Origin of the sequence: Wolbachia endosymbiont of Drosophila nikananu (genome assembly GCF_028981865.1) — a bacterium.
Taxonomy (GTDB): domain Bacteria; phylum Pseudomonadota; class Alphaproteobacteria; order Rickettsiales; family Anaplasmataceae; genus Wolbachia; species Wolbachia pipientis_B.
Genome location: NZ_JAPQLL010000048.1, coordinates 1 through 23,028 on the forward strand (window position 1 = coordinate 1; position 23,028 = coordinate 23,028).

Below are 23,028 nucleotides of genomic sequence, written 5' to 3' on the forward strand. Positions count from 1 at the left end.
AACAAGGAAAAATCTTGTTAAACCTGAAAGAAACTATTTTATCCAGTGCTATAACAATTTTTAAATATAATTTATTAAGAAGTATTTTTGCAGTTATAACCGGACGCTCAATGGTGCTAGAGTGCCCGTTTGGGAGCATGGTTTTGGAGGAACGGTTAAACCACTGATGGAGTCTATTACGACTACCTCGATTAGAAGATTGTATAATCTAACCGTCCCAAGCTTAAATACTTCTTCATTATAAGTTATAGGAGGTCAATTACAATGACAAAAAGTAAATTAGAGGTAATGAATCCTGATGCAGCAGGGATAGATGTTGGTTCGGCTGTACATTATGTATGTATACCCGAGAGAAGAGATGAGCAACGTGTTCAAAAATTTGGCTGCTTCACTGAAGACCTTCATAATTTAGCAAGGTGGTTAAAAAAGTGTAAAGTTACAACCGTAGCGATGGAATCAACTGGTGTATATTGGATTCCTTTGTTTCAAATACTGGAATCTTACGGTTTTGAAGTTAAGTTGGTAAATGCGCGACATGTAAAAAATGTACCTGGGAGAAAGTCAGATGTTCAGGACTGTCAGTGGTTACAACAACTACATAGTTATGGATTACTCCAAGGGTCATTTAGGCCAGATAGCCAGATATGTGTATTGCGTAGTTACGTGCGACAACGTAAGAACCTCACTGAAAGTGCATCTACACATGTTCTGCGTATGCAGAAGGCATTAATTCAAATGAATATACAACTGCATAGAGTTATAAGAGATATAACAGGAGTAACTGGTATGAAAATTATCAAGGCTATAATTAAAGGCGAAAGAGATTCTGGGAAATTGGCTCAATTCAGGGATGCACGAATAAAAAATGATCAGTCTACTATAGCAAAAGCGTTAGCTGGCGATTATAGAGAGGAACATGTATTCACGCTAAAGCAAGAATTTGAACTATATAATATTTATCAAGAAAAAATAGCAGAATGTGATAGAAATATTGAGGTCTATTACAAAACGTTTGAAACAAAATCTAACGAAAGTAAACAGTTGAGTAAGGAAAAGAATAAGCACAGAAAAAGTAAGCCTGACTTTGCTTTGCACGAGGAACTGCACCGAATAACTGGTATGGATTTTACTAAAGTTCCAGGGCTTGATATACTAAGTATACAGACTATAATTTCAGAAACTGGTATAAACCATAATAAATGGTCAACAGAAAAACACTTTTCATCGTGGTTAGGACTCAGCCCTGCCAATAAAATTACAGGAGAAAAAGTGTTTAGCACAAGAACGCGTAAAGTCATTAATCGTGCTGCGAATGCATTTCGAATGGCTGCTAATTCTGTAGGAAATAGTAAAAGTTCATTGGGTGCATACTACAGGAGATTAAAAAAACGATTAGGAGCACCAAAAGCAATAACAGCTACTGCAAGAAAAATAGCATGCATATTTTATAGTATGCTCAAATACGGACAAGAATATGTAGAAAAAGGAATGGAATACTATGAAACACGATATAAGGAGAGAGCTGTAAAAAATTTGATCAAAAAGGCACGAGAATTTGGCTATACTTTAGTGCAACAAGAGGAGCTAGTTAAGGAAGTTTCTTAGAAGTATGTTATCCGTTTGTCACTTCTAAATGATAAGAGCCTTAATGAATTTATTAGTTTATTACATGTCTCTTTTCATGTATAAATCTATAGAAAGTTTTATACGGAAATTGTTTTATGAGCAAAATTATAGAAATCAGAGCGCCAAAGACTCTTGGTGGTGAGTCAGTTACAGAAGGTATAGTAAGAATAAAGAAAAATATTGGAGAAGCAGTAAAAGTAGATGACTTGATCTTTGAAATTGAGACTGACAAAACAGCACTCGAATTAACTGCAGAAGCTTCAGGGCAAATAACTGAATTTCTTGTAAAGGAAGATGATGTGATAAGTCCTGATCAATTGTTAGCGAAGCTTTCTGTGGGGGAAGTAAAAGAGGAAGCGAGAAAAGAAGATAAAAGCGAAAGTGCTGCTAAAAAAGATGCTCCATCAGCTCGTAAAATTATGGAAGAAAATGCAATCAGTGCAGAAAGTGTCAAGGGAACTGGCATAGGTGGTAGGATAACAAAAGCAGATGTGATAGGCCACATGAACAAAGCTGAACAGCCTGCAATAAAACAATATGAATTGCCAAAAAGTATAGTAAGTGGAGAGCAAAGAGAAGAACGAGTAAAAATGAGCAAAATAAGGCAAGTAATTGCCGCTCGTTTGAAGGCGTCGCAAAACACTGCTGCGATACTGACCACATTCAATGAGATCGACATGAAAAATGTTATGGATCTAAGAGCGAAGTATAAGGACACTTTTGAAAAAAAATATGGAATAAAACTTGGTTTCATGTCGTTTTTTATAAAGGCAGCGGTGCAAGCACTGAAAGAGATCCCTGAAATTAACGCTGAGATCTTAGGCGATGAAATCATATATAAACATTACTATGACATAGGTGTTGCTGTTGGTACTGACAAAGGCCTTGTTGTGCCAGTTATTCGAAATGCTGATCAGATGTCATTCGCAGAAATTGAGTTAACTTTAGTTGCTCTTGGCAAAAAAGCTCGCGAAAGTAAATTACAAGTATCAGAAATGGAAGGTGCAACATTTACCATCTCAAACGGTGGAGTATACGGTTCACTTCTTTCTACTCCGATAATAAACCCTCCGCAATCTGGAATACTTGGCATGCATTCAATACAAAACAGACCAGTTGCTGTAGGCAGCTCAATTGAAATTAGACCTATGATGTACATTGCCCTCTCCTACGACCACAGAATAGTTGATGGCAAAGGAGCAGTAACTTTCCTCGTTAAAATAAAAAATTATATAGAAGATCCAAGCAGATTAGTTTTGGAAGTGTAGCTCAAATGAGTTATTGTTAATCTAGTGTTGCTAAAAGCCTAAATATCATCTAGCTCTGCCAGCAGTTTAGCAACTTCCGGATGATCAGGGCCATAATGTTTCTTAAAGATGGATGAAGCCCGTGCAAACAACTCCTTTTGTTTCTTATGGTTACCTAGAGCACCATAGGCGTCGCTTAGGTTTATCAGTAGTGTAGCAACTTCCGGGTGATCAGGGCCATAATGTTTTTCAAGAATAGGCAAGGCCTGTTCAAACAGCTCCTTTTGTTTCTCGTGGTCACCTAAGTCCCCATGAGAGATGCCGAGGCTTATTAGTATAATAGCAATTTCTGGATGATCAGGGCCATAATGTTTCTTAAGAACAGGTAAAGCCCGTTTGAGCAACTCTTGATTTTTCTTATGTTTACCTAAAATGCCATAAGTAATGCCAAGGCTTGCAAGTAGTGCGGCAACTTCAAAGTGATCAGGGCCATAGTGTTTTTCAAAAATAGGTAAAGCACGTTCAAGCAACTCTCTTGCTTTCTGAGAACTACCTAAAGCATTATGAGCAATACCAAGATTTACCAGCAGTATAGCAACTTCGAAATGGTCAGACCTGTAATGTTTCCTTTTGATTGCTAAAGCCCACTCAAGTAACCTCTTTCTTTTCTTATGATAACCTAGACCCCCATAAATGACACCTAAGTTTGACAACAGTTTAGCAACTTCAAGATGGTCAGGACCGTAATGTTTCTCAAAAATAGGTAAAGCCCGTTCAGACAGCTCCTTTGCTTTCTGAAGATCACCCAAAGCATAACAAACAAGACCGAGGTTTGCCCGTAGTTTAGCAACTTCGAAATGATCAAGTCCATAATGTTTCTCTTGAATTGCTAAAGCTTGCTCAAACAACTTTTTTGCTCTCCGGGGATTATCTAAATTCTCATAAGCGTGGCCAAGGTTTGTCAGTATGACAGCAACTTTAGGATGATCAGAGCCATAATGTTTCTCAAGAATAGGTAAAGCCCATTCAAACAACTCTTTTGCGTTCCGAGGATTGTCTAAAGCATTATAAGCAATACCAAGACTTACCAGCAGTGTAGCAATTTCATAATCAGGGATAAAATGCCTCTGAAGAATAGGTAAAATCCATTCGATCAACTCCTTTTGTCTTTTAGGGTTACCTAAATCAGAGTATCCATCATTAATCCACATTAACAAATCTAAAAGATAATCCTTTTCTATTGTTTGCTTTTCTGAAGAATTTTTTTCTAGCAAATTATCCATATGTGATAAAAATGCTTCTAAATGTGGTAATAATTGTCGTTTCTTAGCATAATCTTCTAGTTTATCACTGTGGTAAGGAAAACCCTTTTGTAATAGTTGAAAAACAGTCTTTATGTCTTCTTTAGTTTTTCCACTTTTCTCTGACTTTAGCCTTATAACTTCTTGAACCAAGCTGTGTATTAACATACTATGATCTTCTTTGATAGTTAACATGGAGTAACTTATTAATATTCCAAACGCTTCATGGAAAGTTTCTAAGGAAGGATTATTTTCTTGATTATCAGCAAAGATTTCTAGTAAAGATTGAGGAATAGGACTACCATCTAAGTAAGCACAAGCAGTAAGCCAGTTAGCCGCCAAAGAAGATTCTTTTTTTATTGCTTCTACTGTGATGTCCCATGTAACATACACTATTGCTGCAGTCTCTCTATTAGCGTCGGCTGGAAATGTTTCAAGCAATGTTTCATCAGATAATAAAGCTCGTTTTCTATCGTTATATAATTTCAAATAGTCTGAAATATTTATACCTGTTTTCTTTATATAAGCGCTTGCTTGGGCTAAAGCTAGAGGTAAATGATCTAACGTCTTCGCCAATGCATCCACTTGAGTTATATCGAGTTTTTTTCCTTTTACTTCTAGTATCTTACAAATGTAGCTCCTTGATTCTCCAGGTTCAAAAACATCAACAGAAATAGTGTTCTGTGGTTGTGGCCAGCCAAATGTATAACGAGAAGTTAATAATATCTTTCCTCCTTCTATAGGAAGTAAATCTGCTATATCTTTGTAGTTAGGAGCGTTATCGCATATCAGTAGCCACCCAGCACGTTCAGGGTGTTCTAGCCAATACTTAACATGCTTGGCGTGATCTTCTTCACGAACGTTTTCTCTGTAACCATGAATAACGTTTAGTCCACGTCCTAACTTGATGTACTCGTTAATTAAAGTATTTCTATCTCGTGTATCAAGCCAAATTATCCATCTATATTTTTGGAGCTTACTCCAAATAAATTCTAATGCTAATTGTGTTTTACCTATTCCACCTATTCCATGACAAGCAACTAGTGTTGCTGTATCATTAGCTTTCAGGCATTCTTCTATTTTATCTAGCAGCGCTTCTCTGCCGACAAAGTTATAATTTCGAAGAGGGACTTGCCAAAATTCAGGTAGATCTTCTTTAAGTTTGAGACTATAAAGATGTTCTATAGCTTTCTTAAAATAATTGTCTTTTCTTGTTAGGTAAGGAACTTTGCTACCTTTTGCCAAGCGTTTCTTTACATCTTGATATACAGAACCAAAAACCATATCAGCGCCTTTTTTTTCTGATGTTTTGTATTTTTTTTCTATTTCTCTCTTAATGATACTCTCTAGTTTTGGTTGACTAGGTTGATTAACTACAAACCTTATTCTAAGTAAAAAATCTTCTATTTCATCTTCACTGCTGCAACTGAAGTATTTTTTCAGTTCAAGATGATTTTTTATTTTGTAGCACGTTCCTTTTTGACCTTCATAAATGCTCAAAATGTTATCATCTGTTAACTTTGACTCTTCCAGATACTCCTCTAATGTTTCTACTTTGCCTTGCTTTTCTGTACCTTTTTTTAAGTTCACATTAACATTAGCATGAATGACAAGTGTAATATCACTGTTCTTATACTCAGGGTTTTGCTTAATCTTGAAATAAGATTCAACAAAATATTTGTTTAATCCGAAATTCTTTTTTTGTCGCTTTCTATCGTTTCCATCAACAAACAAATCTCCAAATGTAATATTCTTTGAAAGTCTAGGCTTATTGCAATGCTTAACTTGAACCAAAACAATTCTCGACTTGTTTTGATCTTCATGTTCAAAAAAAATATCGTCAAAGGCTCCAAAACCTTCTATATTTGATGCTAACCAAAAGTCACTTTCACCTCTTAACCCATGAAGTAGGTACAACATTGATAATGTTATTTCGTAATCATAACCATAAATGCCTTCTGATGTACCATCTCTCTTCTTAAATGTACGATTACTAAGTACTTCAGACTGTTTGTTTTCTACATTCACGGCTCACCGCCCCACCAAACATCACCAACAACTTCATTCGATAAAAGTCACCAAGTGCCTAAGATAATGCAACAGATTCTTTAATATTTCAATAACAGTGCCTGCAAGAACAGGGTTGGAAGTGTTCCTTTGTTTATTACCTTAGTATATGAATAAGGATTCCCCGAATCTAATATATCATTGCTGTAGGCTGCATTTAGTAATATAATCTCATATTAAATAAGACGTTACTTAAGTTTATGCTAGATTCTCCGCTAATTTTGACAGCCATTCTTATATTTTTCATTTTTACGTTGTCATTCTTTTTTATAAGAAAGATATTTGGATCAACAAACAAGAAGATAATAAAATCCTTTAGGAAAATTGTTCAGCAAATAAATGCATTAGAAACAGAAATGCAGAGCTTATCTGATGAGGAGCTTGCTGGTAAGACCGAAGAATTCAAACGAGAATTGAAAAATGGAAAAACGTTAAATGATCTTCTCGTACCTGCATTTGCGGTTGTGCGCGAAGCCTCTCGACGATTCCTTAATATGAGACATTTTGATGTTCAGCTAATTGGTGGAATGGTGCTTCATAATGGCATGATATCAGAAATGAAAACAGGGGAGGGAAAGACACTCGTTGCAACTTTAGCTGCATACCTTAATTCTTTAGAAGGGAAAGGCGTGCACGTCGTAACTGTTAACGATTATCTTGCAAAACGAGACACAGAGTGGATGAGCAAATTATATAATTCTCTTGGGGTTTCTGTTGCATTTATCACGAATAACTTGACAGACGAAGAGAGAAAAGAGGCTTACAGTGCAGATATCGTGTATTCCACAAATAACGAGCTTGCCTTTGATTACCTGCGAGATAATATGAAATTTTCTCAAGAAGACATGGTTCAGAGAGGCTTTCACTACGGAATAGTTGATGAAGTAGACTCAATACTCATTGATGAAGCTCGCACTCCGCTTATTATTTCTGGCCAGATTGAGGAAAACAATCAGATATATAAGCATATCAATAAAATAGTAACTAAATTAGTTGACTCTGATTATGAGGTGGATGAGAAGGGTAGGGCAGTGTTTCTTACTGAAGATGGTATTTCACGCGTGGAAGAACTACTCAGGTCATACAATCTCATTCCTGAAAATTCCTCGCTCTATGATACTGACAGCATGATAATGACTCATTATATAGACCAAGCATTACGTGCACATAAGCTGTTTACTGCTGATAAAGATTATATAGTAAAGGATGGCAAGGTAGTGATTATTGATGAATTTACTGGGCGTATGATGGAGGGCAGGAGATATTCCGATGGTCTTCATCAGGCACTTGAAGCGAAGGAGAATCTTGAAATTCAGCATGAAAACCAAACCTTAGCATCGGTCACATTTCAGAATTACTTTCGTATGTATAATAAACTTTCCGGAATGACTGGAACAGCAGCAACAGAGGCAGAAGAGTTTCGTGATATATACAGACTAAATGTAGTAAAAATTCCAACCAATGTATCTGTAAAAAGAGTTGATATTGATGATGAGATTTATGGCACAGGAAAAGAAAAATTTAATGCTGTATTGAAGTTTATAGAAGAATGCCACAAGCGCCTTCAACCAGTCCTAGTTGGCACGGTAAGCATCGAAAACTCTGAGAAGCTTTCTGCGCTTTTGCAAAGCCATTCTCTTAAGCATTCAGTATTGAATGCTCGTTATCATGAACAAGAGGCGTACATAATAGCACAAGCTGGAGTGCCAGGTAGTATCACTATAGCAACTAACATGGCAGGACGTGGAACTGATATTCAACTCGGTGGAAACGCTGAAATGATTGCAAAGGTAGAGCTGAAGAAGATAAAAAATGATGATGAAAGAGTAAAAAAATACCAAGAAATAGTCGAAAGAGTAAAAAAAGATAAGGAAATTGCTATAAAAGCTGGTGGTTTATGCGTGGTTGGAACCGAAAGACATGAAAGCAGGAGAATAGATGATCAATTACGCGGCCGTTCTGGTCGTCAGGGGGATCCTGGACTTTCTAAGTTCTTTTTATCGCTTGAAGATGACCTAATGAGAATATTTGGTTCTGATAGAATGAGAAGCTTTTTACAAAAAGTAGGGTTAAAGAATAACGAAGCTATTCATCATCCATGGATCAATAAGGCACTTGAGAAGGCGCAGAAGAAAGTTGAAGCTAGAAATTATGATGTGCGGAAGTCTTTGCTTAAGTTTGATGACGTAATCAACAACCAACGTAAAGTTATTTTTAAGCAGAGAAACAATATCTTAGGCAATAAAATTAATGATTTACTTGAAGTATATAGCGAAGTAAATGAGAGCATAGTAGAAGGTATAATCCAAAGTGGCTATTATGAGGATTATATTGAAGATATAGTCAAAGAATTCCATACAAGGTATGGAATAACGCTTGATAAAGAAGATTTAGCAAAGTTTTTAAACAAACAAGAAGCTTTGAATTATATAAATGATAAGATACAAGAATTTTTTACTGAGAAAGAAAAATATTTCAACAGTCAGCACACTACAGATTTGTGGAATACGATCGTGAAGCAAATGATGATAATGACACTTGATCATTTATGGAGGGAACACCTTTCAGTTCTAGAGAGCCTAAGACAAAGCATAAGCTTACGTGCCATGGGGCAGAAAGATCCACTGAATGAATTTAAACGCGAAGCTTTCTTGATGTTTGAGTCAATGCTTGAAAAATGGAAGGAACTCACCATTCATCGCTTAGCACACTTTAAGTTGGCAGACAACCAAGAGATAGGAAATAGGTTATATTCTGCTAGAAATAGCAGACTTCCCAAAGTCTCAAGAAATGACAAATGCCCTTGCAACTCCGGAAAGAAATACAAACACTGCCACGGCGCAGTTACTGTGGTAAATTAGGAGCTGTAGTCTGCTGCGCATTACTGCAGCTAACCTCACTTAATTTACTGCCAATTGTAACTCCATAGGCAGAGCATATAACTCCATAAACAGTTCGTACAGCTGTGCACGGTATCTCAACCGCTAACAAAGCGGGATGACTAGACTTTTTGATTTACTCCCACTCAATGGTTGCTGGTGGTTTAGAAGTTAAGTCATAGACAACTCTATTTACTCCGGAAACGTTATTAACAATTATACTGCCAACATTCTGTAAAAAGTCCCAAAACACTAGCAAATGCTGATCCTTATCCTCAAATGGAAATGCATCAGCCGTCATACCATCGGACGATGTTACAGCCCTTAAAGCACAAACATATCCGTATGTACGACCATCTCCCATGACACCTACAGTTTTTATTGGTAATAATACAGCAAAAGCTTGCCATATCTTATCGTATAGATCGTAATTTTTCATCGTATTAATATATATTTCATCTACTTCTTGCAATATTCGCACCTTTTCTTCATCGACTTCACTTATAATCCTCACTGCAAGTCCGGGTCCAGGAAATGGATGTTGAAATATTATCTCGTCTGAAAGCCCAATTTCTTTTCCAAGTAGCCTTACCTCATCTTTAAAGAGGTAGCGTAAAGGCTCTACTAGCTTCAGGTTCATCTTTTCTGGCAACCCACCAACATTATGGTGAGACTTAATTGTACTAGTGTTGTCTGAGGCATGCCCTGACTCAACTACATCAGAGTAGATGGTACCTTGCATCAAAAAATCCACATCACCTATTTTTTTTGCTTCTTCTTCAAACACTTCAATGAAAGCGTTACCGACAATTTTTCGCTTTTCTTCTGGATCAGTTATCCCCTTCAACCTACTCAAAAATAAATTTGATTTATCAACGTAGTTTATCGGAATCTCTTTTAACATAGTAATGGTCTGGTTCTTGCGTAACAACCCAGTATCGATAAAAATACAGTTCAATTGTTTTCCTATAGCTTTATGTGTGAGAGCCGCTGCAACACTTGAATCAACCCCACCACTTACTGCAGCGATTACTTTTTTCTCTCCTACTACATTTTTGATTTTTTCCTTCTGCTTTTCAATAAACGATTTCATTGTCCAGTCTCTCTCGCAATTTGCAATACCCAAGAAGTTAGAGAGCAATTTACTGCCATTTGTTGTGGGCCTCACTTCAGGATGGAACTGAGTACAGTAAATCTTCCGCTGTTCGTTAACAATCATTGCAATTGTTTGATTTATCACACCTGATGCGATAACAGTAAATCCCTGTGGTATAGTATCAACACTGTCCGCATGGTTCATTAATACATCCACTTCAGAATTAACATCCCAGGTATCCTTTATAATGGGGGATTCTTTTAGTATCTTGATTTTAGTTCTGCCAAACTCCTGTTTGAAACTCTCTTTTACTTTTGCTCCAAAATAATGACAAATGAGTTGCTGTCCATAGCATATTCCAAGTATAGGAACGTTTGTTGCCTTATTAAGTTTTATAATTTCATGTACTACTCTACTTGTTTCAGAACAATCATCATTTACAGATTGTGGTCCTCCAGAGAGAATAAACCCATTGAATTTTGATATTGTTTCAAAACTGATGTTGCTTGGAAATATTTCGCAATACACACCCATTTCTCTGACTTGTCTTGCGATAAGCTGTGTAAACTGTGAACCAAAATCAATAATAGCAATTGCTGACAATTTGCTCCTCCATATTATTTAAAAGTGATATCTGATAATAAAGAAAATAAAGAAGTAAGTAAACTAAGACCTCTTTAAAACTTTGACGGACAGCGTGGGTTGGCTATGATACATTTTTATCTGAGAAGAACTTTTTACGGTGGTAGCTTAGAGTTCTTAGTCCTTCTTCAGGGTTAAGGCATAACTTGAAGAACTCCCAACCATCACAACTTTGACCAGTAATTCTTGTACCAGCTGCAGAAAGGGAACTGTAAATTTCTCCATTATAAATAAACTTTACTTCATTTCTGACTATAACTTCATATGTTTTACTTTTATATATTCCAATAAGTGTTCTACCTATGAAGAGAGCTTTTATGACTTCTCTATTTTGTATTGTGCTATATTTATTCTTAATTATCCTAACTTTTTTAGACTCATCTGTTTTAGGTTTATCTATTTGAAGCTCACCTATTGGTTCATTACCCACCATATTGTTTAACATTTTGTTTATTACATGGGTTGCTGCTTCATCCTTAATTTCTTCTATTTTCTTATCTACATATTTTTCTACTTCACTACGTACATGCCCTTTTAATTTTTCAAAAAAGTTCTGCAAGTCGAGTAAAGTTAATTCAGATGTTTCCACAAAAACCCCCAGTTTTATTATCACGTATCAATAATACATCTAGTATACTTAAAATATCTTTAAGAAAGGCGACTCTGACCCTCAAGTAGCTAGTGTTAACTACCGATATCGTACGTGAACCAAAATCAATAATGGCAATTGCTGACAACTTACCCCTCCATATTATTTAAAGCAATATCTGATAATAAAGAAAATTATGGGGCAAGTAAACTATAGCTAAAGTGACTTAGGTTTACCTACAATTTGAAAAACCGTCATTCCGCTACTAGTTAGCGCCGCGCACAACTGTACGAACATTGTGCTACCAGAAGGGCAATGCCTCTTATCCAAGTACCCTCTTCTTGTCATTCCAGTCTGGAATCCAGTTTTCCATATAACCTCATCAAAAATGTTTATTTTCTGGTTACTTTTATACTTATCAACTCAGTATGCTTACTTACAATTAAAATTCCTGGATCCCAGACTGGGATGACACCCTCCTGATGGGCCCAAATCACAATGTTCGTACAGTTGTGGAATGAATCGCGGTATGACGTAGGGAAACCTTTCTTGGGTTAGCTATAGGTCTTTGTCTATAAAGTTTGTTTAAACTATTTTCAAAATAGATAAAATATAATTTTACAATTAGCGTGAATAAAATGAATTATGATGTAATCATTTCAGGTGGTGGGCTGCTTGGTCTTATTACTGCAATTAGCCTCAGTTGTGACTCTGTGTCTATAGCTGTGATTGAAAAAAATAGTCTACCACGTGTAGTAGATGACAACCGAGCATTTGCTATTTCTCAAGGTTCGAAAAAAATATTGGAAAAATTAGGGATTTGGCAGTTTATAGAAAGCGAAGCTGAGCCAATACTTGATATATGCGTATTAGATGCGGTTACTGTGCATTACAATCATAAAATGGTTGGTGAAGAACCAATGGGTTATGTTATTAACAATGCTACTATATGGAATGCAATCAACAATAATTTTTTGAATAAACTAAATATATACTCTCCACATTCCTATAAAACAATTGCTTGTGATTCAGGATATGTGGAAGTTATTCTTGATAATAACCAGGAATTAATATCATCGCTACTTATCTGCGCTGAAGGCAAGAACTCTAAACTACCAGAGTTATTTTCTATACCGACAGTGAAATTTGATTATAAACAAAGTAGCATGGTATTTAATGTAAAGCATGAACTGCATCACCAAAACTTAGCTGTAGAGCGTTTTTTTCCTGGCGGTCCATTTGCAATTCTACCGATGAAGGATGGCTATACTTCTTCGATAGTTTGGACAGAAAAATCTGGAATTTCAAAAATGCTAATGAATCTATCTGAAGAGGAATTTATCGTGGAACTCAAAAAAAGATTTGGTTCTTATTTAGGAGAGATAAAATTAGAGGGTGAAAGAAAGCTTTATCCTTTAAGTTTTGTTTTCGCAAAAAAGTTATATAAGGGTAGAGTTTTGCTTATCGGCGATGCAGCACATTCAATTCATCCAGTTGCAGGTCAAGGGCTTAATCTTGGAATTAGAGATGTAGAAGGTGTTATAAAGCACATAGTTGCTGCAAAAGCATCTGGTATTGATGTTGGCAACAGTTATTTATTAAAGAAAATTTCACGTGACAGATACTTTGATAATTTTACAATGGCGCTTGCAACTGATGGATTAAATAGGATGTTCTCCAACAGAATATTCTGCGCTAAAGCACTAAGAAATCTTGGCTTGATTGCAGTTGAAAATTCAGATTTCCTCAAAAAAAGCTTCATTCGGCATGCTATGGGGTTTAGATAAACCACTATTTTATAGCTAATGCAAGTCATACCGCCACGGTATCTCTAGATCCCGCTAACAAGCAGCGGGATGACGAATTTGTCGTTTTTCAAATCGTCGGTAAGCCTAAAGCTATAGGCATTAAGCACGATAAAGAAAATCATTTATAATCGCTATAGCAACTAGTGTAGACACTTGACGTTCCTTGTGATTTGATAAATAGAGGTTTTTATCTGATTTTACAACAAGGGCTTCTGGATGACTTTGAAAGTAGATATTACCATGCTTATCTTCAATAGCCTCTATTACCCCACCGCTGGAAAATGCTGCAACTTTATATCCAAGTAACTCCAATTTTCTTCTATTTTCTGGCGTATTACTCACTGCCCCTGAATGAGCATCTGGAAAATATGTTGAAAACCAGCCATTTTCATTAGGTATTAAGAATTTAGCCACTAATTCCGCTAAACGACTGTTTGGAATGATCTTTATCTGCTGGAGAGGTACGTCCTCTTTCTGTGGATTAGGTGCTGATTTTAAATGAGATCTTTGCTTCTCTTCATCACTCACAAGATTTGCCACACTCACTACTTCAATTCCCTTTGCATTCATTATGCCTTGCAAACCACCACATATGCCAAGTAAATGAATTGCAGGGTTATCATCAATTACTTTTACAATTGCTTCAGTAACAAGCTGGCGACAAGGAGTAGTAGGAAAAGGTTCGGAGTGTAAATTATAGTAATTTCCTGGAATGAATATTCTATTTATTTTGTGCTCTTTAATGAATTGTGCAACTTCAACTTTTATTCGGTCTAATGTTAACTTCTTTGCCAATGTTTCATCTTGTTTTGCGAGATTAAGTGACTCTGTCTGAATTTTTTTAAGGCTAATTATTTTATTATAATCAATTAGTACAATTTTAACTCTAAAATTATTAAACATCTCGTAGACATTTTGAGATAGCCCAAGCTCATGCGGGTATGTCTCTTCTTCCGTTTTCAACAAACCAACAACTATGTCATCATTTACTCTATTTTCTGCCGTCAAGATAGTTGATGCTGGTTCTTCTTTTCTGGTGACATGTTGAGATGCCGGTTTTTCACTAACGCCAGCATAAGCAATATTGCTTAATAATAGAACTATAATTAATAAAATATTAAATATTCTAATATAATATTTATACATATAGTTTACCCTCTCAACACTTATATCAATATTATAACATACTACAGAACATTTTGCAACAAAAAAGTAAATTTGGTAAGAAAGAGAAGTGGCCTGAGCAGGAATCGAACCAGCCACACAAGGATTTTCAGTCCTTTGCTCTACCAACTGAGCTATCAGGCCAACTATATACTTTCATTTTTAGATAAAAAATGTTATTATGTCTATCAAAAGTTTTTAAAGTAGTTTATATAAAAATAAAGGATGAACATTAATAACAGAATAGGAATCTACCCTGGCACATTTGACCCTATAACTTTTGGGCATATTGACATAATAAAAAGAGCGTGTAAACTAGTCGATAAATTAATAATAGGAGTTGCAGAAAACGTTAATAAGCATATTGCCTTTGACACCAAGCTACGCACAAGCATGGCTGAAAGTGAAATCAAAGGCCTAGGAATTGATGCAGATGTTATATCTTTTAATGGGTTGCTAGTGAAGTTTGCCAAAGAGCAGAATGCTTCTGTTATTATTAGAGGATTAAGAGCAGTATCGGATTTTGATTATGAGTTTCAAATGAGTTGGGTAAATTATAAACTTCTTCCTGAAATCGAAACCATATTTCTTCCTGCTTCTGAAGATACTCAATTTATCTCATCAAGTTTTGTAAAGGAAATAGCAAGATTAGGAGAAGATGTTAGCAAATTTGTATCAAAAGGCGTTCAAAACGAATTGATTAACTTAAATAGGATAAAAAATGGAGAATAGCATGCGTTGTTTTTTATTTATAAATGGGTATATTTAATATATAAAATGTTATAAGCTAAAGGAGTAGCATGTCAAAAGTGAAGGTGAATAATAGAAAAGTTTGTTGCCATGGTGATGAGAATGATGAGGGTTCCGGCCATCCATTAATATATTTAGATATGGGAGAAGAAGAGGAAATAGCCTGCCCTTATTGTGAAAAGACGTTTGTCCATGACTGTACTGTAGAAGCGGTTGGGGAGCTGACTAGGGATGACCTCTAATGGCACTTTATTTCTTCTGCAGACTTAGCTTATGTAAATAGCAATAAGAGGGGCAGTAAAAATGAAGCTGTCCATACGGTCGAGCACTCCTCCATGGCCAGGTATCATACTTCCACTATCTTTAACACCGTAAGCTCTTTTAACAAGCGACTCAGTGAAATCGCCAAGTTGCGCTAGAATAGCGATTGCAAGGCCAATGATTGGAGAATAAAGAATTGAAAATAAACCAAAAAATATTGATCCAAAAATTGTGCACACTACTCCAGCTAAAATCGCACCAAGAAGTCCTGTCCAAGTTTTTCCAGGGCTAAGAATTGGGCAAATTTTAGCTCCACCAAAATTCTTACCAAATAGATAGGCAGTAATGTCAATTCCCCAAATGGTTAAGACGAACCATACTAATGCATATTTTCCCTGTGGTAGATTATATAAATATATTAATGAGGCGCTTGGTAGCGCAATTAATAATAATGCAAAAACGTATAAAATTTCGTTTCCTTGGGTTAGATTATACCATTCAAAAGAAGATAAAACTGCTATTGAAAAAATCAATAGGTAAAACGATAAATCACTGAAATATGTAGCAAAAGAAAATATGAATAATATTACTATTGAGGACAACATTCTAATTATGAAATTATTATCTACCATATTTTTTCTCTCTTTTTATATAATCTTCTAATGCTTTGCTCAAATCTTGACAAGAAAAATCAGGCCATAAAGTATCACAAAAATATAATTCAGCATAAGCTGCTTGCCATAATAAAAAGTTGCTTAACCTTTTTTCGCCGCCAGTGCGAATTAATAAATCCAATTTTGGCAGATCTTTAGTATATAGAAATTTTTCAAATTCCTCTTCTGATACATAAGCAATATTTTCTTTTATAATATTGCTTATAGCTTGTGTAATTTCTTGCTTTGCTCCGTAACTGACTGCCACAGTGAGTAATAAACCATCGTTCTTATGTGTCATTTCTTCTGCTTTTTTAATTTGATCCAATATTTTACTGGATAACAGACTTAAATTGCCAATAAAATTCAACTTAATGTTACAGTTACAAATGAAATTGACTTTATCTTCATTAGTTAAAACGGAGTAAAATAAATCAAATAGACAGTCAGTTTCGTTTTTGGGTCTAAGCCAATTCTCCATAGAGAATGCATACAAAGTTAAGTAGGGTATGGTTAGGTCTGTACAATACTTGGCAATATCGTATGCAACTTCACTGCCCTTTTTATAACCATCAATTTTTACCTTTCCTTGATTGTTTGCCCATCTACCATTACCATCCATAATAATTGCTAAATGTTTCGGTAAAGATTCTTGATTCAACATTTAAAGTTCACCTAAACCACCCGCCAACACTCTCTTCTGTCATCCGAGTAGCTGACACTGGGATGACGCCCTTCTTGGTGGAATTTGCTCTCAAATCACAACGTTCATATTCACTATTGAAGGCTTTTTTCATATTACCTTAGTGATGCAATATATCCTTTTCTTTGATGGACAATTCACCATCAATCTTTTTTATATTATCATCAGTAATATTTTGTATTTCCTTCTTAGCACCATGAAAATCATCTTCTGAGATCTCCTTATTTCCTTTCATTTTCTCTATTTCTTCCATAACATCTCTGCGTATATTTCTGATGGCAATCCGCGCATTTTCAGAAAACTGATGCAATAATTTTACTAATTTTTCACGGGTTTCTTGTGTTAAGTCCGGAAGAGCTATACGTATGGTATTGCCCTCAACAACAGGATTTAAATTCAAGTTGGCATTTAATATAGCATTTTTCACTTCACCTACAACATTAATATCCCAAACTTTAATTGATAGGGTTTTGTTATCTATAACTGAAACGCCTGCAACCTGATTTAACTTTTGATGTCCACCATAGATATTTACAACTATACCATCAAGCAACGATGCACTAGCTCTACCAGTGCGTACGCCTTTAATATCATCATGAAAGGACTGAATAGTTTTTAGCATTCTTTCTTTTGTTTTAGCTTTTATTTCATTTAACATAAATTACCTACTGTTTACAATCTGAAACTATAGTATAAGTACCTTGACCCTTAATAATATTGACTATTTTTTCTCCCTTCAAAGAAAAAACTATAATTGGAATAGAATTCTCACGAGCAAGTGAAATTGCTGATGCATCCATAACTTTTAAATCACGAGTCAATAAATCCGTGTAAGAAAGCCTATCATACATTACAGCATCCTCATTTTTTTTCGGATCAGCAGAGTATACACCATTTACTTGTGTACCCTTTAGAATAACATCACAATTCATTTCAACAGCACGTAAGGCTGCAGCTGTATCTGTAGTAAAAAATGGGTTGCCTGTGCCTGCTGCAAAAATTACCACTCTACCTTTTTCTAAATGACGAATAGCTTTCCTTCTTATGTAAGGTTCACATACAGTGGCCATGGGTATTGCAGATAATACCCTAGAAGCTACTAAATTTTTTTCTAAAAAGTTTTGTAAAATTAAAGCATTGATTATAGTTGCAAGCATTCCAATATAATCACTGCTTGCTCTTTCACAGCCACTTAAAGACGCAGATGCGCCACGAAAGATATTACCACCACCAACAACAATACATACCTGAACTCCAAGCCTGTTAACATCAGCTATATCTTTGCATAATTGGCTTATTATTCCCATATCATGGCCAAAAGACTGTGATCCCATCAAAGCTTCACCAGAGATCTTCAATAACACTCTAGAGTATTTTACTTTATCTGCTAAGGAAGACATTTCTTACCATTTAGTTTGCACTGCCCAAAACAAGTAACTTGTAATCAGATAATTTAATAGCACTCACCTCGCTTGATTTGATAAAATCAGAAACCTTCATTTTATCATCTTTTATGAACTTTTGTTCTAGTAAAACAACTTCTTCATAGTACTTAACCATTCGGCCATCTACTATTTTTTTTGCTACTTCTTCAGGTTTATTTAAGCTCTTTACTTGCTCTTCAATTATAGAACGTTCATTTTTCAACTTCATTTGATCTAAATCATCTATAGACAAAGCTTCAGGCTTCATAGCAACTATGTGCATCGCTATTTGTTTTCCAATATCCTGTAACTTTGCCTTATCACCGGGTGATTGCAATGCAACTAAAGCGCCAGTTTTACCTAAACCACGTACATCACCGTGTACATAACCAGCAATAACTCCATCCTTAGTCTCTAGGTAACAAAGCTTGCTCAACTCTAACTTTTCACCAAGAACTGACGTACCATTCATAATAGCTTTCTGCACTGTGCCAATGCTTTCATACTTGGAATTTTTTAACTCATCAACGCTAGTACAGCGTTCTTGATGAGCAATTGATGCTAAATTTGAAACTAACTCTATAAATTTCTCATTCCTTGCAACAAAGTCGGTTTCGCAATTGAGTTCAACCAATGCACCATAATTTTCAGTCAAACACATAGCAACGAGCCCATCTGAAGCTAATCTATCAGATTTTTTGTCAGCTTTAGCAAGACCTATTGTGCGCAACTTATCAACGGCTTTCTTGATGTCACCATCACATTCTTCTAATGCTTTTTTACAGTCACTTAAGCCAAGCCCTGTCCTATCACGTAATTCCCTTATATTATCTGGATTCATCTTCATTTGTTACTACCTCCCTTTCTTCTTCTTTGTAAACTTTACTACGTTTCCTTTTAGTTTGCACAATACCATCTTCTTTTTCTTGAATAAACTCATCACCTTTTATATTATCAATCTTAACTCCAGATCTTGCTAGACTAGACTCTATTCCAGCTAATATAGAGTCGGTAGCTAATTTACAATAGAGCTCTATTGATTTTCTTGAGTCATCATTTCCAGGTATTAGATAAGTAATATCATCTGGATCAGAATTAGTATCAAGTATTGCAACTATTGGAATTCCTAACTTTTTAGCCTCCTTAACCGCAATATGCTCTTTATTAGTATCAATGATGAATAAGATATCAGGAATTGCTCCCATTTCTCTAATACCACCAAGCGCCTTATCAAGCTTTTGCTTTTTCTTTTCAATGTTCCCCAATTCTTTCTTTGTTAAAATGCTATCCTCGTCATTTAATATTTTCTCATATTGCATCAAGGTTTTTATCGAAGAAGAAACAGTGCCCCAATTAGTAAGCATACCACCAAGCCATCGATGATTCACATAGTATTGACCACAACGAACCGCTTCACTTGCAATAATATCAAAAGCTTGAAACTTTGTACCAACAAATAGAATGCGACCACCTTGAGATGCAACGTCATATAAAGCCTTCATGGCCACCTGTAGCAATGGTAATGTTTTTCGCAAGTCAATTATATGTATACGATTTTCTTGATGCACTCCATATATGTATGGAGCCATTTTTGCGTTCCAGCGACTAATTTTGTGACCAAAATGTACACCAGATTCAGCTAAATCACGCACAGTGACTTCAGGCAAATTTGTCATATATCATTCCTCCAAATAGTTTATCTTCCATGGCATAACCCTAATGGGACTACTTGTACAAGCCATGTGTGAAATTAAATTATTTACATAGTAATAGAAAAGACAGCAAAGCGCAAACAAAAAATATTGACAAAGGGCAACATGTTTATTAGCTTTAAAGTCGAAGCCCGAAAACGCTAAAAAGAAATTAGGGGGGGTGTAGCTCAGTTGGTTAGAGCGCATGCCTGTCACGCATGAGGTCGTGAGTTCAAGTCTCATCACTCCCGCCATACTGGTTTTAGCATAATCTAAAATCCGCAATATTATTGTCGGTATTTAGAAACGTTTTCACCAGACTTGACATGGCATGGTATTGTAATTATAAATAGGTTTTTTTATCATTAACAATTAGGATTAAATATGCTCATTTCTGAAGTTTTTGCAGCAGATGCAACTAGCAATGTATCAAGTATCGGCGCATCTTTTGCTAGTTTTATTCCATTGATTTTAATATCTGCAGTAATTTATTTTCTCATTATTCGCCCACAACAAAAAAAACTAAAAGAACATAGAAAGATGATAGATCAAATAAAACGTGGTGATACAGTCATTACTTCTGGCGGGATAATAGGTGAAGTTAATAAAGTTGATGAGGCAAATGCACAATTTATAATAGAAATAGCACCAAAAGTTGAGGTGAAAGTCCTAAAGTCTGCTATATCTGAAGTTTTAAACAAAGAAACTCAAAAAGTGGCAGCTAAACCAATTGAAAAAGGCAAAATCGAAAAGAGTGATAAAAAGAATCAAAATCAACCACCAGAGGAAAGTAAAAAGGGAAAAGATGATAAAGGCAAAAATGCTGCATAACTTTAAAAGAAAGTTCATTTGGTGATCCATTTGTGTGCGGAATATTTGGTGTAGTAAGTAGCGGTGATTCAGTAATACCAACTTTACTAACTGGATTGCAAAAATTGGAATATAGGGGATATGATTCCTCAGGTATAGCAATCATAAATAACGAAGGCGAGATAGAAGTCAAAAAATCAGAAGGTAAAGTTAAAAGGTTGTATGAAGTTGTTGATGAAAGCAAGATGTCTCACAGTACAGTTGGTATAGCACATACCCGCTGGGCTACACATGGAGTTCCAGGCCTTAAAAATGCTCATCCCATTCATACAAATAATGTTGTTGTTGCTCATAACGGCATAATTGAGAATTACAATCTGCTAAAAAAGGGTCTAGAAGAAAGGGGAATGTTATTCCATACTGATACTGACACAGAGATCATACCAAATATGCTAACCTTATATCTTGATGAAGGATTGTTGCCAGTTGATTCTCTATTTAAGTGTTTAAACAACTTACATGGCTCATTTGCCTTGGTCTTATTATTTGCAGAATATCCAGATGCCTTATTTGTTGCGAAGAGAAATTTGCCTTTAGCAATAGGCTATAACTGTAACACAGTGTTTGCTGCATCTGACTCTAATGCTTTAAGTGCATTTGTGGAAAGAATATCGTATTTGGAAGATGGTGACATTGCAGTGATAAAATCTAGTGGAGTTAGTATATACAACAATGGTACACAAGTTAAACGCAGTATAGAAAATAGTAGTCCAAGTAATTTTCTAATTAGCAAAAATGGGTATCCTAGCTTCATGTTAAAAGAGATTTTTGAGCAACCGCGTGCATTAAACAAAACAATAAATCAATTTTACAAGCAATATAAAGAGGTCAACAAAAAATTGTTTTCTGAGCTGAGTTACATTACTATAGTCGGATGTGGGTCATCTTATTTTGCTGGGCTCATAGCAAAGTATTGGCTGGAAAGTGTCGCTCAAGTTCGAGTATATCTAGAAATCTCATCAGAATTTAGGTATAGCAACGTCAAATTAGAAGAAGGCAGCATTGGGTTATTCATCTCTCAATCTGGCGAAACTGCAGATACCATAGAAGCGCTGCGTTATGCGAAATCACAGAAGCAAACAATCATTAGTATAACTAACACATTTAATAGCAGCATTGAAAAGATCTCAGATATTGTGTTACATACTCTTGCTGGGCCAGAAATTGGTGTTGCTTCAACAAAAACCTTTTCTGCGCAACTTGCAACTTTAGCATGCTTTGCCGTGGAGCTTGGAAAAATAAAAGGTATACTGGGTGGAGAGAGAATAAAACAGCTAAGCAGTGCTATCAATTCTATTCCCGAGTATGTTGAGCACGTTTTGAATGTGATGAAAATACAACATATATCAGGCAGCATATTAGAACACAATAACGTTATTTTAATCGGCAGAGGAAGTTCATACGGAGTTGCAATGGAAGGCGCATTGAAGATAAAAGAGCTTTCATACATTAATACCATTGGTATTGCAGCGGGGGAAACAAAGCATGGTTCTATTGCTTTAATAGATTCTACTGTGCTTGTTATAGCAATTATCCCTTATGATAGTTTATTCTTTAAAACGCTATCTAACATACAAGAGATTATTGCAAGAAAAGGCAAAGTAATTGCCTTCAGTGATAAACAAGGAGCGCCGTTTCTCAGGGGAATTTGTGCAGATGTGGTGCAACTTCCAGACACTGATAATTTTATCTCTCCTATCATCTATAGTGTTGCTATGCAATTCCTTGCTTACTTTACTGCAGCAAAAAAAGGGTTAGATGCCGATTGTCCAAGAAATTTAGCTAAGTCTGTCACGGTTGAGTAGTCCATTTAAAGTTAAAGCTAGACTTCTAATCAAGGTACTCAATGGCGTCAACTTAAGGAAAAATATCTGCGATTGTGTGTAAAATTTCTCTCTAAATTTTTTCGCATTAAATTATCTAAAGAGTGAAGAAAAAACGCTGTTGTTTCTGTAAAAAAGTTTAAAATGTGTCCTTTTTAGAGGATGCATGCAGAAACGAAAAAACTTGCTTGACAAACTCCGCCAGCCCCCTTATCATGAAACTGAAGGTATTCAGTTATCTTCATCTGTGCAGATTAAACAGCAAGAAAACAACGTAGTTGGCGTCTTATTTTTAATTTTTTGCACTATGTGCACCTTATGTCTTCACAACATTTCTGGGTTTTTACCTATATAAGCTGAAACGCGCTTATAAGTCGTTTAATACAGTATAGTACGCCAATTTGCAGGATTAGAGAGTGACAACTAGCTAACAC

The 23,028-nt window shown here is 35.6% G+C and carries 19 protein-coding genes and 2 tRNA genes; 9 read left to right on the top strand and 12 right to left on the bottom strand.

Annotation, left to right across the window (positions count from 1 at the left end; genetic code table 11):
• The first annotated feature begins 258 nt into the window (after positions 1 to 258).
• Positions 259 to 1,605, top strand: coding sequence for an IS110 family RNA-guided transposase (locus tag OZD67_RS02920; RefSeq protein WP_182184072.1), 1,347 nt, complete (start codon positions 259 to 261; stop codon positions 1,603 to 1,605).
• Between the two features lie 116 nt (positions 1,606 to 1,721).
• Positions 1,722 to 2,894: a 2-oxoglutarate dehydrogenase complex dihydrolipoyllysine-residue succinyltransferase gene (gene odhB, locus OZD67_RS02925; protein WP_182182829.1), complete on the top strand. Its 1,173-nt coding sequence runs from the start codon at positions 1,722 to 1,724 to the stop codon at positions 2,892 to 2,894.
• 38 nt (positions 2,895 to 2,932) lie between these two features.
• Here the strand turns inward: odhB and OZD67_RS02930 are convergent, their stop codons facing one another.
• Positions 2,933 to 6,202 (bottom strand): tetratricopeptide repeat protein, encoded by a 3,270-nt coding sequence (locus OZD67_RS02930; protein ID WP_182182827.1) that lies wholly within the window; start codon positions 6,200 to 6,202, stop codon positions 2,933 to 2,935.
• Between the two features lie 239 nt (positions 6,203 to 6,441).
• On the opposite strand from OZD67_RS02930, the gene secA reads away from it, so the two are divergent.
• Positions 6,442 to 9,102 (top strand): preprotein translocase subunit SecA, encoded by a 2,661-nt coding sequence (gene secA, locus OZD67_RS02935; protein WP_259346583.1) that lies wholly within the window; start codon positions 6,442 to 6,444, stop codon positions 9,100 to 9,102.
• 154 nt (positions 9,103 to 9,256) lie between these two features.
• Here the strand turns inward: secA and guaA are convergent, their stop codons facing one another.
• The gene (gene guaA / locus OZD67_RS02940) at positions 9,257 to 10,819 is read right to left on the bottom strand and encodes a glutamine-hydrolyzing GMP synthase (protein ID WP_182182823.1); all 1,563 of its coding nucleotides are present in this window, start codon (positions 10,817 to 10,819) and stop codon (positions 9,257 to 9,259) included.
• Positions 10,820 to 10,922: 103 nt separating this feature from the next.
• Entirely contained in the window at positions 10,923 to 11,447 is a 525-nt protein-coding gene (locus tag OZD67_RS02945) for a DUF2924 domain-containing protein (protein ID WP_182182821.1), read from the bottom strand.
• 638 nt (positions 11,448 to 12,085) lie between these two features.
• On the opposite strand from OZD67_RS02945, the gene ubiH reads away from it, so the two are divergent.
• On the top strand, positions 12,086 to 13,234 hold the full coding sequence (gene ubiH / locus OZD67_RS02950; protein ID WP_182182819.1) for a 2-octaprenyl-6-methoxyphenyl hydroxylase: 1,149 nt from the start codon (positions 12,086 to 12,088) through the stop codon (positions 13,232 to 13,234).
• Between the two features lie 120 nt (positions 13,235 to 13,354).
• On the opposite strand, the gene OZD67_RS02955 is transcribed toward ubiH, so the two are convergent.
• Both OZD67_RS02955 and OZD67_RS02960 read right to left on the bottom strand, forming a co-directional pair.
• The gene (locus tag OZD67_RS02955; RefSeq protein WP_274999706.1) at positions 13,355 to 14,401 is read right to left on the bottom strand and encodes a gamma-glutamyl-gamma-aminobutyrate hydrolase family protein; all 1,047 of its coding nucleotides are present in this window, start codon (positions 14,399 to 14,401) and stop codon (positions 13,355 to 13,357) included.
• Positions 14,402 to 14,490: 89 nt separating this feature from the next.
• Positions 14,491 to 14,563: transfer RNA gene (locus OZD67_RS02960), tRNA-Phe, on the bottom strand.
• An 81-nt stretch (positions 14,564 to 14,644) separates the two neighbouring features.
• Between OZD67_RS02960 and coaD the strand changes: the two genes are divergently transcribed.
• Positions 14,645 to 15,151, top strand: coding sequence for a pantetheine-phosphate adenylyltransferase (gene coaD, locus OZD67_RS02965; RefSeq protein ID WP_064125227.1), 507 nt, complete (start codon positions 14,645 to 14,647; stop codon positions 15,149 to 15,151).
• Between the two features lie 68 nt (positions 15,152 to 15,219).
• Positions 15,220 to 15,411: a zinc-finger domain-containing protein gene (locus tag OZD67_RS02970; RefSeq protein WP_182182815.1), complete on the top strand. Its 192-nt coding sequence runs from the start codon at positions 15,220 to 15,222 to the stop codon at positions 15,409 to 15,411.
• 24 nt (positions 15,412 to 15,435) lie between these two features.
• On the opposite strand, the gene OZD67_RS02975 is transcribed toward OZD67_RS02970, so the two are convergent.
• Genes OZD67_RS02975 through rpsB form a run of 7 tightly spaced genes read right to left on the bottom strand, consistent with a single transcriptional unit; the run spans position 15,436 to position 19,886 of the window.
• On the bottom strand, positions 15,436 to 16,062 hold the full coding sequence (locus OZD67_RS02975; protein ID WP_182182813.1) for a phosphatidate cytidylyltransferase: 627 nt from the start codon (positions 16,060 to 16,062) through the stop codon (positions 15,436 to 15,438).
• On the bottom strand, positions 16,052 to 16,747 hold the full coding sequence (gene uppS / locus OZD67_RS02980) for a polyprenyl diphosphate synthase (protein WP_182160027.1): 696 nt from the start codon (positions 16,745 to 16,747) through the stop codon (positions 16,052 to 16,054). The genes OZD67_RS02975 and uppS overlap by 11 nt, the downstream gene beginning before the upstream one ends.
• 7 nt (positions 16,748 to 16,754) lie before the next feature.
• Positions 16,755 to 16,880, bottom strand: coding sequence for a hypothetical protein (locus OZD67_RS02985; RefSeq protein ID WP_259346581.1), 126 nt, complete (start codon positions 16,878 to 16,880; stop codon positions 16,755 to 16,757).
• Positions 16,881 to 16,886: 6 nt separating this feature from the next.
• Positions 16,887 to 17,444: a ribosome recycling factor gene (gene frr / locus OZD67_RS02990; protein ID WP_164224746.1), complete on the bottom strand. Its 558-nt coding sequence runs from the start codon at positions 17,442 to 17,444 to the stop codon at positions 16,887 to 16,889.
• Positions 17,445 to 17,451: 7 nt separating this feature from the next.
• Entirely contained in the window at positions 17,452 to 18,186 is a 735-nt protein-coding gene (gene pyrH, locus OZD67_RS02995) for a UMP kinase (RefSeq protein ID WP_182182811.1), read from the bottom strand.
• A gap of 10 nt (positions 18,187 to 18,196) precedes the next feature.
• Positions 18,197 to 19,057 (bottom strand): translation elongation factor Ts, encoded by an 861-nt coding sequence (gene tsf, locus OZD67_RS03000; protein WP_182182809.1) that lies wholly within the window; start codon positions 19,055 to 19,057, stop codon positions 18,197 to 18,199.
• Positions 19,038 to 19,886, bottom strand: a complete 849-nt coding sequence (gene rpsB, locus OZD67_RS03005; RefSeq protein ID WP_182182807.1) for a 30S ribosomal protein S2 — start codon at positions 19,884 to 19,886, stop codon at positions 19,038 to 19,040. The genes tsf and rpsB overlap by 20 nt, the downstream gene beginning before the upstream one ends.
• Before the next feature lie 192 nt (positions 19,887 to 20,078).
• On the opposite strand from rpsB, the gene OZD67_RS03010 reads away from it, so the two are divergent.
• The 3 genes from OZD67_RS03010 to glmS all read left to right on the top strand — a co-directional run bounded on the left by OZD67_RS03010 (position 20,079) and on the right by glmS (position 22,576).
• Positions 20,079 to 20,155, top strand: a tRNA-Asp gene (locus OZD67_RS03010).
• A 130-nt stretch (positions 20,156 to 20,285) separates the two neighbouring features.
• Positions 20,286 to 20,732, top strand: coding sequence for a preprotein translocase subunit YajC (yajC, locus tag OZD67_RS03015; protein WP_182182805.1), 447 nt, complete (start codon positions 20,286 to 20,288; stop codon positions 20,730 to 20,732).
• 32 nt (positions 20,733 to 20,764) lie between these two features.
• On the top strand, positions 20,765 to 22,576 hold the full coding sequence (glmS, locus tag OZD67_RS03020; protein ID WP_182182804.1) for a glutamine--fructose-6-phosphate transaminase (isomerizing): 1,812 nt from the start codon (positions 20,765 to 20,767) through the stop codon (positions 22,574 to 22,576).
• The last annotated feature ends 452 nt before the right edge of the window (positions 22,577 to 23,028 follow it).

What these genes read in the sequence shown, in the direction of transcription:
- tsf (WP_182182809.1), bottom strand. Translation starts at nt 19,057, where the DNA reads ATGAAGATGAATCCAGATAATATAAGGGAATTACGTGATAGGACAGGG.
- frr (WP_164224746.1), bottom strand. Translation starts at nt 17,444, where the DNA reads ATGTTAAATGAAATAAAAGCTAAAACAAAAGAAAGAATGCTAAAAACT.
- ubiH (WP_182182819.1), top strand. Translation starts at nt 12,086, where the DNA reads ATGAATTATGATGTAATCATTTCAGGTGGTGGGCTGCTTGGTCTTATT.
- OZD67_RS02975 (WP_182182813.1), bottom strand. Translation starts at nt 16,062, where the DNA reads ATGGTAGATAATAATTTCATAATTAGAATGTTGTCCTCAATAGTAATA.
- odhB (WP_182182829.1), top strand. Translation starts at nt 1,722, where the DNA reads ATGAGCAAAATTATAGAAATCAGAGCGCCAAAGACTCTTGGTGGTGAG.
- rpsB (WP_182182807.1), bottom strand. Translation starts at nt 19,886, where the DNA reads ATGACAAATTTGCCTGAAGTCACTGTGCGTGATTTAGCTGAATCTGGT.
- OZD67_RS02985 (WP_259346581.1), bottom strand. Translation starts at nt 16,880, where the DNA reads ATGAAAAAAGCCTTCAATAGTGAATATGAACGTTGTGATTTGAGAGCA.
- yajC (WP_182182805.1), top strand. Translation starts at nt 20,286, where the DNA reads ATGCTCATTTCTGAAGTTTTTGCAGCAGATGCAACTAGCAATGTATCA.
- coaD (WP_064125227.1), top strand. Translation starts at nt 14,645, where the DNA reads ATGAACATTAATAACAGAATAGGAATCTACCCTGGCACATTTGACCCT.
- uppS (WP_182160027.1), bottom strand. Translation starts at nt 16,747, where the DNA reads ATGTTGAATCAAGAATCTTTACCGAAACATTTAGCAATTATTATGGAT.
- OZD67_RS02970 (WP_182182815.1), top strand. Translation starts at nt 15,220, where the DNA reads ATGTCAAAAGTGAAGGTGAATAATAGAAAAGTTTGTTGCCATGGTGAT.
- OZD67_RS02955 (WP_274999706.1), bottom strand. Translation starts at nt 14,401, where the DNA reads ATGTATAAATATTATATTAGAATATTTAATATTTTATTAATTATAGTT.
- pyrH (WP_182182811.1), bottom strand. Translation starts at nt 18,186, where the DNA reads ATGTCTTCCTTAGCAGATAAAGTAAAATACTCTAGAGTGTTATTGAAG.
- secA (WP_259346583.1), top strand. Translation starts at nt 6,442, where the DNA reads ATGCTAGATTCTCCGCTAATTTTGACAGCCATTCTTATATTTTTCATT.